3 protein-coding genes are annotated in these 2,122 nt (G+C 59.6%); 1 reads left to right on the top strand and 2 read right to left on the bottom strand.

Features of this window, described 5'->3' with window-relative positions:
• A partial coding sequence (locus JJE47_16090; GenBank protein ID MBK5268940.1) for an FAD-dependent oxidoreductase occupies positions 1 to 241 on the bottom strand: 241 nt, incomplete at its 3' end.
• A 286-nt stretch (positions 242 to 527) separates the two neighbouring features.
• Positions 528 to 1,601, bottom strand: a complete 1,074-nt coding sequence (locus tag JJE47_16085; GenBank protein MBK5268939.1) for a class I SAM-dependent methyltransferase — start codon at positions 1,599 to 1,601, stop codon at positions 528 to 530.
• Positions 1,602 to 1,714: 113 nt separating this feature from the next.
• Between JJE47_16085 and JJE47_16080 the strand changes: the two genes are divergently transcribed.
• Positions 1,715 to 2,122 (top strand): ABC transporter permease (locus JJE47_16080; GenBank protein ID MBK5268938.1); only part of this gene is annotated, 408 nt, incomplete at its 3' end.

The raw sequence follows: 2,122 nt of genomic DNA, 5'->3' as shown, positions 1-2,122 counted from the left end.
ATTTGAATTGGACATAGTTGCCCAGTTCCCGGTAGATGCCGGCCCGTCGCAACACGTAGCGGTTGCCACCTTCGTCCATAGTTGAAACTCCGGCCGACCCTGCTTGGCCACCCAAGTAGCCGATCGGGGAGAGAAGCAAAGTGTCGGCGCCCAGTCTGGCGGCGACGATGGCGGCCGTCGCACCGCCCATTCCGTCGCCCACCACGATCACGTCGTACTCGGTCTGACCCGGCAACGTCATAGTCGTCGTGGGTGGTTCCGTTGTAGTCGTTGTGGAACCCGGCTCGCTAGTGGACGTCGTGATGATGGTGCTTGTGGTTTGGGACGATGAGGTTGTTGAGGCTGTTGTGGTTGTTGTCGTCGTCGGAGCGCCACCCGCAATCAGCTGAACGACAATGCCCACAACCACAGCGGTTACCCCGAGGCCGGCAAGGACCTGCCAGGGACGCGGTCGTCTAGGAACTGAGTCGGGACCGCCTGTCACCAACGAATCCTATGGAGGGTGGTGGCTTTACCGAGCTTTCGCTCTAGCCCACCCTCCGACCCTCGAGGAGGAAGGCATCAGTCCCGAATGTGCTTCTGAGCACTGCGCCGGCCAGCATGCGCTCTTCGCCGATCGCCGACCCTGTGGCGGTGCCGAGCAGTCGACGAATTCGCATATCGACCTCCAGCGACCGCCTTTGAATTTGGTCGATCAGATCGACGGGCTTGTCCGGGAATTCCTCATTCAACCCCGCAAGGCGATCGAAGGTTTGCGACCAGCTTTGGTCGAGGGCAGCGATCGCCGCTGGGTCCGGGGTTGGGGTGTTCAACATCGTCAAAGCAACACCATGACGAGAGAAGAGTGCCAGGTAGTAATCCAGCGGAGCATAGAAAAAGGTGCGGTACGGATACTTGGATTCATAAAACGCGCGGAACCACCGCTCGGCGTCGGCATGGTCGAGAAGGGTGATTCCGGGAAGCTTGTAGTGGCCATCGCTGGAGATGTAATTGATCGACAGCCCGTTGGGGATTTCCAGGAAGAGGCGGCCACCCGGGTTCAACAAGCGGCCTAGATTCTGCGCTGCCCGATCGAGCTCGACAACGTGTTCGAGTACATCGTTGCAGAGGATGAGGTCAAAACCTCCGAGACGGTCAGTCAATTGCGGATCGGTGATGTCGGCTACCTCAAGATTGGTAGAGACCCCGTGGTCGGTGAAGAGCAACCGGGCCAGGTCTAGGAGTTTCTCGTCGACGTCGATACCGACCATCGTTCGGGCGCCGGCATGTCCGGCTGCGACCAGAAAACCACCGTATGCAGATCCGACGTCGAGGACTCTCTTGCCACGAAACGCCTTGGGACCGCCCATGCTTTCAATTGCATGCCACCCCCGCTCGACCGAGGTCAAAGTGAATTCGGCCCACATTCGCTGGGTCGGATCGAGCTCATCGATATCGGCGACACCAAATGACTCGAGAACTGCGACTTGAAATGAGTTTCCAGAAGGAAGAGGAGGACCTTGGGGGTCCGGGTGCCTGCGGCTGGCCAGAAAGGCTTCAGTCCGCCACTTCAGGCCATGGGCGATCCGAGCCGGTTGCAGCCATTTCGATCGGTCGGGCATCCCGGCATCGTAGGAAAACGCCATGGGCGACTGTCGCTGGTTGCTCGTTGCGACGACTGAACCGGCGACAATGCACCATTAGCCTCGTCGGTCGGACCACCCTATAGGTTCAAGTGGCACTTCCCTTATACGACTCCGCCCAACTCCGTCGGCCCCTCATCACCGAATTACAGAACCTGTGGAGGTATCGCGGATTGATCGGGCTCCTCGTCGGTCGTGAGCTCACCGTCCGCTATAAACGCTCCGCCCTGGGAGTGTGGTGGACCCTCCTCAATCCCCTGATCACCACGGCCATCATGTGGCTGGTTTTCGGTCAGATCTTTGGAGGCCGCTTCGGCGATACGGGTGATGAGCCCTACGTCCTCTACCTTCTGGCCGGGGTCCTGTTCATGACCTTTTTCTCTCAGGCGCTCCTCGCCACCGGAGCGGCCATCACCGGGTCTGCATCGATCCTCACCAAGGTCTATGTCCCGGCCGAAGTGTTCTCGTTCGCGACGTCGATTGCAGGCGGGGTCAACTTT

It is taken from the genome of Acidimicrobiia bacterium, assembly GCA_016650365.1.
In the GTDB taxonomy this organism is placed as follows: Bacteria; Actinomycetota; Acidimicrobiia; order Spongiisociales; family JAENVV01; genus JAENVV01.
Note: the sequence above shows the minus strand (reverse complement) of the source record. Positions and strands in the feature narration are given on the sequence as shown.